The organism is Nocardioides sp. P5_C9_2, assembly GCF_054049555.1.
In genome coordinates this window covers 1-7,360 of the sequence record NZ_JBFUMD010000162.1, presented here as the reverse complement: position 1 = coordinate 7,360, position 7,360 = coordinate 1, and the positions used below count along the sequence as shown (strand labels likewise).

General features: G+C 73.6%; 4 protein-coding genes. 2 read left to right on the top strand and 2 right to left on the bottom strand.

Features of this window, described 5'->3' with window-relative positions; translation table 11 throughout:
- Complete coding sequence (locus ACXJKL_RS10060) at positions 1-297, bottom strand: maltotransferase domain-containing protein (RefSeq protein ID WP_457206919.1); 297 nt, start codon at positions 295-297, stop codon at positions 1-3.
- A 94-nt stretch (positions 298-391) separates the two neighbouring features.
- Positions 392-4,231, bottom strand: a complete 3,840-nt coding sequence (locus ACXJKL_RS10055) for a M36 family metallopeptidase (protein WP_457206918.1) — start codon at positions 4,229-4,231, stop codon at positions 392-394.
- Between the two features lie 129 nt (positions 4,232-4,360).
- Here ACXJKL_RS10055 and glgP point away from each other — a divergent pair, with 129 nt between their 5' ends.
- Positions 4,361-6,946, top strand: coding sequence for an alpha-glucan family phosphorylase (glgP, locus tag ACXJKL_RS10050; RefSeq protein WP_457206917.1), 2,586 nt, complete (start codon positions 4,361-4,363; stop codon positions 6,944-6,946).
- 59 nt (positions 6,947-7,005) lie between these two features.
- Positions 7,006-7,360, top strand: a 355-nt coding sequence (locus ACXJKL_RS10045) for a helix-turn-helix domain-containing protein (protein ID WP_457206916.1), incomplete at its 3' end; no start/stop codon positions are given.

Sequence of the window (7,360 nt, the reverse complement as noted above, 5' to 3'; positions counted from 1 at the left end):
CTACCAGGTCGCGAGCGGGTCGGACCACGCCGCGATCTCGAAGGTCAAGGCCCCCTCGGTGTCGGGGGTGACCCACGACTCGTACCGGTCGGGCACCTCGGCGTGCTTCACCATCCGCACCGGCGCGAGCCGGGCGCCGGAGGGGTCGCTCAGCACCACCTCCGCGCCCAGCTGGTCGTGTCCCTCCCGGAACACGGACGCGCGGACGGGCATCGGCTCGCCGACGGTGGCCTTGGCCGCCTGGCGGCCGAGGTCGACGACGGGGGAGACGTCCATGACGGGTATGCGTCCAACCATGCGCCCACACTTTCGAACCCGGGGGACTCACGCAAGCCGGWGGCCGGGCGGGTCTCGCCCGCCGGGCCTCCGGGACCGCCGGCCGGGGACCGGCTCAGCGGCGTACGACGATCCGCTCGCGCGCCGAGCGCGACGGCGCGAAGGCGGTGCGGTCGGCGGGCCGGAAGACGACCCGGACCCGGTGGGTTCCGGGGCGCAGGGGCCGGGAGACCCGCATCCTCAGCGTCAACCGGTGCACCCGGACCTTCGCGAGGCGGCGTCCGTCGACCGTCACGACCCAGTGGCCGAGGCGGTCCGTGCGGGCTCCGTCGAGCCGCAGCCGGGCCCTCAGGACCGGTGCCGCGTTGGCCGTGGTCTGCACCGCGCGCCGGATCCGGAGCCGGATGGAGGTGCCCACCCGCGCGGGTGTGCCGGACGTGCTTGCGCCTGTCGAGCTGGTGCCTCCCGTGCCGGTCCCGCCGGTCCCGCCGGTGCCGGTGCCGGTGCCGGTGCCCGTGCCGGTGCCCGTGCCGGTGTCGCCACCACTTCCGGTGAAGACCTGCAGCTCGGCGGCGTGCACGATGGTGCCGCGGTCGGACGCGGTGGCGCAGTCGGTGTCGTTGAGCGGGTCGTCGTCCTGCTCACCGGCGAAGTCCGGCCCGCCCGTGCACTGGTTGTGCAGGGCCACCAGGCGCACGGCGGCGGCCTCGGTGTCGGGCACGTCGAACTCACGCATCGTGAGGTTCGGGGCCACGGGGCGCGGCTTGACGCCGGGGAAGGCGTCGGCCGGCGAGGTGAAGAACCGGGTCCWGGTGGCGTCCGCGGTCCCGCAGCCGGTGGTGCACGCCTCGAGGGCGAACTGGCGCAGTGCGGTGAAGCGCGAGCCCGAGTCGGGGTCGTCCTGGGCGAGCGGGATCGCGTTCGGGTCGGCGGGCGCCGGCGTGAGGTAGGCGCTCACGCCGACCCGGCGCACCGTCTGCACGTCGCCGGCGAGGTCGACGGCCACCGACGGGTTGGTGGTGTCGACGTTGCCCTCGGTGACGCCGCCCCAGTTGGTGGCCTCCGTGCCGTCGATGAGGGCCTCGGCGTTGCGGGAGCCGTCGGTCGCCGCGATGACCGAGGCGCCGGCCGCCGCCGCCGCGACGTCGACCTCGTCGGCCACCGGCACGGTCATCGGCGCTCCGCCCGCCGGGACGGTGAGGGTGAAGCGGGTGAGGCCGTGGTCCGGGGAGACGGCCAGCATCCGGTACTCGCCCGGGGTGAAGGACGCGGTGGCGCCGAGCGGCGTACCGGAGTCGGTGTCGGCGACCGGGGTGACCCGGGCCTCGTAGTCACCCACGTAGACCTGCGCCGCACCGCCGGTGGTGAAGGTGACGGCCGTGTTGCCGGTCGGGGCCGCGAAGCTCGGGACGGGCTGGTCGTCGTCGGCGGAGGCCACCGCGGCGTCGACCCCCATGCCCCGGCGGGCGAAGGCCCGCCACAGCACGTCCTGGTTGGCGCCGTCGAAGCGCATCCGGTCGGCCGCGAGCATCGCGTCGCGGGCGTCCAGCATCGAGGTGGCGCCCTGCTGGAGCAGGAACGAGTCGAACATCAGCTGGAGCCAGCGCCGGTTGCCCGGGCAGGCCTCCGCGGCGGTCGGGCTCGCCGTCCGCGTCGCCTGCGCGCACCGCAGCTGCAGCGCCGCGTCCTGGTAGTCGAACGAGGCGTCGTACGCGTCGACGAGGGCCTGGCGGACCTCCCACATCGTGCCGTTCCAGATCTCGCCGTCCGCGTGCACCTCGGTGCCGGTGGTGTCGAAGCCGTAGTCGGAGTAGTTGAGCGGGTTGTCGTCGATGGCGTAGTCGCGGATCGCGGTGTCGGGGTTGCCGGTGGCGTAGGCGCCGACGGCCCAGGTGTTGCCGCCGTTGTCGTAGCCGTGGCTGAACTGGTACTCCCCGGCGACCAGGTCGCCCCACGACTCGCCCATCGCGCCGCCCTGCTCGGAGGTCAGGCCCTCGTCGGGGCCGCCGACCATCCGGTTGGTGATGGCGTGGGTGTACTCGTGGCCGACGATGCCCATGTCGAGCCCGCCGTCGGTGCAGGGGGCGTAGAAGGCGCCGGCGATCGGCTGGAAGAGGTACTGGTTGGTGATGCCGGGGATCCCGTCCTGCAGGGCGATCTGGTTGGCGTTGTCGCGCCCGAGACCGGTCGTGTACGTCGAGCCGGTGAGGGCGCCGGCCTGCGCGTTGCCGACCTCCGGGTCCCCGGCGACCCCGCCGCGGCCGCCGTTGTCGGTCTGCAGGTTGTAGTTGTCCTCGGTGAAGCCGAGGTAGTAGCTGAAGTCGTGCATGCGGTTGTGGGCGACGAAGAGGTTCGTGACCGAGGCGTCGATGTCGTTGCCGCCGGGCACGAGCTCGGCGGGGTTGCACCGCGAGTTGTTCCACGCGTCGGTGAACTCGGGCGTGTAGTCCCGTGTCGGGGAGACCGGCGCCTGGGCGGCTCCGCCGGGAGCCACCGGGTTCAGCCACGCCTCGTGGGTGGTGGCGTTGTTGCCGACCGTGGTGGAGGTGGCCAGCCCCGCGGCGAGGTGGTCCCACGGACCGAAGGCGGCCACGTCGGCGAGCTCGCCGGGCGGGATGTCGCAGTCCTCGCCGGGCAGGTTCCAGCAGCCCACCACGCTGTTGGAGGGTGTCTCGGCGGGGGAGTCGGGCGTCGGGTTGGCCGGGAAGTAGCGCCAGCGCGGCTCGAAGCCCGCGTCGCCGCCGGACGGGGCGGCGGTGTCGCTCGTGGAGACGGCGAGCGTGTACTGGCCCACCGCCACCGAGGCGCCGTCGAACGGGCAGACCTGCACGGAGTAGGTGCCGGCGGGGATGGTGTTCGCGGTGTAGGTCGCCACCTCCGGGCTGGTGCCGAGGTCGTAGGTGCCGAGCAGGGCGTCGCCCGGGCCCCAGACCTTGAGGGTCACGTCGTCGGCGGGCAGTGCCACGGCGACGGCGTTGATGGAGCGCGTGAGGTCGTCGGCGAGCTCGAAGGCGTGCCGCGGACCACAGTCGGTCGCCGTGACCGCACCGGTGAACAGGTTGTTGTACGCCGCGTTGTCGACCTGGTTGCGCCGCACGAGCACGTCACCGGTGACCGCGTCGACGAGCGAGGTGTACGCCGATGCGGCGCCGCCCACGACGTCGACGACGTTGGCCTCCAGGACCGGGCGGACCGTGCCGTCGGCCATCGGGAGCGCCCGCAGGCGCACCTGCTGCTCGCGGTCCAGCCCGGGGACGGTGAGGCGGGTCCAGTCCGTGGTCGATGCCGCGGATGCGACGACGTCGACGCCCGCGGCGTCGACCCGCGGGAGCCCGGCGTCTGCGGCGGCGGCCAGCCAGCCCTGGAGCGGCGTCAGCGCCGCGGCTGGGACGGAGGAGGTGCGGCTGCGCGCCAGCGACGACGAGACGTAGCGGACCTGGCCGCCGGCGACCCCCACGGTCACCAGCCCGCCGGCGGCGGCCGGGAGGCCGTCGTACTGCTGGCGGAGCAGGACGGCGCGGGCGTCGCTGTCGGCGAGGCGCTGGTCGTTGACCAGGGCGAGGTCGTCGACCTGGGTGGTGGTGAGGCCGAAGGCCGCCGCGTGCTCGCGCAGCCAGGCCCGGGCACCGGCGACGGCGTCGCCGGGTGCGGCGCCCAGGGAGCCGTCCGCGGGCAGGATCGAGGCCGGGGTGCCGAGGGCGTTCCACCGGACGGTGGTCGCGCCGAGCGCCGCCACCGCCTGCCGCTGACCGGCCAGCGGGTCGACGGTGCCGCGCAGGTCGCGGTCGCCGAGGGCGTCGACGGGGTCGCCGAGGGTGGTGACGCCGTCGGGGTCGACCGCCGCGGCGGGGGCGGTGCTGCCGACGGCGGGCAGCTGGGAGAGGCCACCGATCACGGTGAGCGCGAGCAGGCCGGCGAGGAGTCCGGTGCGGCGCGGGGCACGGGTGCGGGTCATGCGGCGACAACGGCGCGACGTGGATCGGAGTTACGCGCGGTCTGGTCGGGTGGGTGGCCGGGGCGTCCCGGAGGTCCTTGGATCGATCAAACCTTGGATCGATCCAAGAAATGCCCTACGGTCGGGTCCGTGCGAGCGATCCGACGATTCACCGTCCGTCCTGTCCTGCCCGAGCCGCTGGCCGGCCTGGCCACCCTGGCCGGCAACCTGCGCTGGTCGTGGCACCCGGAGACGCAGGACGTCTTCCGGGCCATCGACGAACGGCTGTGGGTCGGCGTCAACCACGACCCGGTGCGCCTGCTCGGCGCCGTGGGCCGCGAGCGCCTCGACGAGCTGGCCGGCGACCCCGTGTTCCTCGAGCGCCTGCGGGTGGCCACCGAGTCCCTCGAGCGCTACCTGACCGGTGAGCGCTGGTATGCCCGCAAGGCCGGTCCCGACGCGCCCCGCTCGATCGCCTACTTCTCGCCCGAGTACGGCATCACCGCCGTCCTCCCGCAGTACTCCGGCGGCCTCGGCATCCTCGCCGGGGACCACCTCAAGGCCTCCTCCGACCTGGGCATCCCGGTCGTCGGCGTCGGCCTGTTCTACCGCCACGGCTACTTCAAGCAGTCGCTGTCCCGCGAGGGCTGGCAGCAGGAGACCTACCCGGTCCTCGACCCCGACGAGCTCCCGCTGACGCTGCTGCGCGAGGCCGACGGCTCCCGTGCCATCGTCTCGATCGACCTGCCCGGCGGCCAGCCGCTGCTCGCGCGCGTCTTCGTCGCCCACGTCGGCCGTGTCCCGCTGCTGCTGCTCGACTCCGACATCGAGGAGAACCCGCARCACTACCGCGACGTCACCGACCGGCTGTACGGCGGCAACTCCGAGCACCGCCTGCGCCAGGAGCTCCTCCTCGGCGTGGGTGGCGTCCGTGCGCTTCGGGTCTACTCGCGCATCACCGGCGCCCCGGCGCCCGAGGTCTTCCACACCAACGAGGGCCACGCCGGCTTCCTCGGCATCGAGCGGATCCGCGAGCTCACCGTCGGCGAGGGCGGCCCGGGTCTCGACTTCGACACCGCGCTCGAGGTCTCCCGCGCCGGCAYGGTCTTCACCACCCACACCCCGGTGCCCGCGGGCATCGACCGCTTCCCGCGCGATCTCGTCCAGCAGTACTTCGGCGGCGAGGCCTCCCCGACGCCGGGCGTGCCTGCCGACCGGGTGCTCGCCCTCGGCGCCGAGGACTACGACAGCGGCGACGCCGCGGTCTTCAACATGGCCGTCATGGGCTTCCGCCTCGCCCAGCGCGCCAACGGTGTCTCCCGGCTGCACGGCCACGTGTCGCGCGGCATGTTCAACGGCCTGTGGCCGGCCTTCGACGAGGCCGAGGTGCCGATCGGGTCGGTCACCAACGGCGTCCACGGACCCACCTGGATCGCTCGCGAGGTCTTCGAGCTCGCCGCCGAGCTCGGCGCCGACGTCGACAGCGACGACACCGACGCCCTGTGGCCGCTGGTCGACCGCATCGACGGCAGGCGCCTCTGGGACCTCAAGCGCACCCTGCGCGGCCGCCTGGTCGACGACGCCCGCGTCCGCCTGGCCAAGTCGTCGGCCAAGCGCGGCCTGGCGCCGGCCGAGCTCGGCTGGATCGAGACCGCGCTGGACCCCGACGTGCTGACCATCGGCTTCGCCCGCCGGGTGCCGTCGTACAAGCGGCTGACGCTGATGCTGCGCGACCCCGCGCGCCTCAAGCGGCTGCTGCTCGACCCCGAGCGCCCGGTGCAGCTGGTCATCGCCGGCAAGTCGCACCCCGCCGACGACGGCGGCAAGAAGCTCATCCAGGAGATGGTGCGCTTCGCCGACGATCCCGAGGTCCGGCACCGCATCGTCTTCCTGCCCAACTACGACATCGCSATGGCGCAGCCGCTCTACCCCGGCTGCGACGTGTGGCTCAACAACCCGCTGCGGCCCTACGAGGCGTGCGGCACCTCCGGCATGAAGGCCGCGCTCAACGGTGGCCTCAACCTGTCGATCCTCGACGGCTGGTGGGACGAGTGGTACGACGGCAACAACGGGTGGGCGATCCCGTCCGCCGACGGCGTCGACGACCAGGACCGCCGCGACGACCTCGAGGCCACCGCGCTCTACGACCTCATCGAGAACGAGGTCGCCCCGCGCTTCTACGACGTGGACGAGCAGGGCGTGCCCACCCGCTGGCTCGAGATGGTGCGCCACACCCTCAAGTCGCTCGGCCCCAAGGTGCTCGCCACCCGCCAGGTCCGTGACTACGTGCGTGAGCTCTACGCCCCGGCGGCGCACACCTCCCGCGCCCTCAACTCCGACTACGCCGGCGCCCGCGAGCTGGCTCGGTGGAAGCAGCACGTGCGCGGCGCGTGGAGCTCGGTCCGGGTCGAACACGTGGAGTCCGAGGGTGTCGGCGACGCCGCCGAGGTCGGTGCCACGCTGGCCGTCCGGGCGTACGTCGCCCTGGGCGACCTGTCGGTCGACGACGTCGAGGTGCAGGTCGTCCACGGCCGTCCCGGCGCCGACGACGAGCTGCTCGACCAGGTGGCGAGCACGATGCACGTCTCGGAGTCCTACGAGGGCAACCGGCACCGCTTCGACGCCGACGTGCGCCTCGACCGCTCCGGCCCGTTCGGCTACACGGTGCGGGTCCTGCCGCGCAACGAGTCGTTGGCGTCGGTCGCCGAGCTGGGGCTGGTCTCCGCGCCCGCCTGATCGACCGGCAGCACAAGTTCGGTCAAGCGCCGACCGCGGCGCACGGGCAGGGTGGGGTCATGACGACAGCGACCGACACGTTCGCTTCGTTCCTCGACGTGCTGGCCGAGACGCTCGACCTGACCGGTGAGGAACGGGCGCGACGGATGCACCTGTCGCGGTTCCACCTCGACCGGATCGTCTCCTCGACCGGCGGCGAGCCTCCCGGTCGGATGCGGCGACGACTCCTGCTGGAGCGGGCGGCGTACCAGCTGGCGGTCACCGACCGGCAGGTCCTGGACATCGCGATCGAGGCTGGCTTCGACTCCCACGAGGGGTTCACCCGCGCCTTCGGGCGTGAGTACGGGGTGGCCCCGACCCGCTGGCGTCAGCACCCGACGCGCACGCAGCTGCCTGCGCCGAGCCGGGTGCACT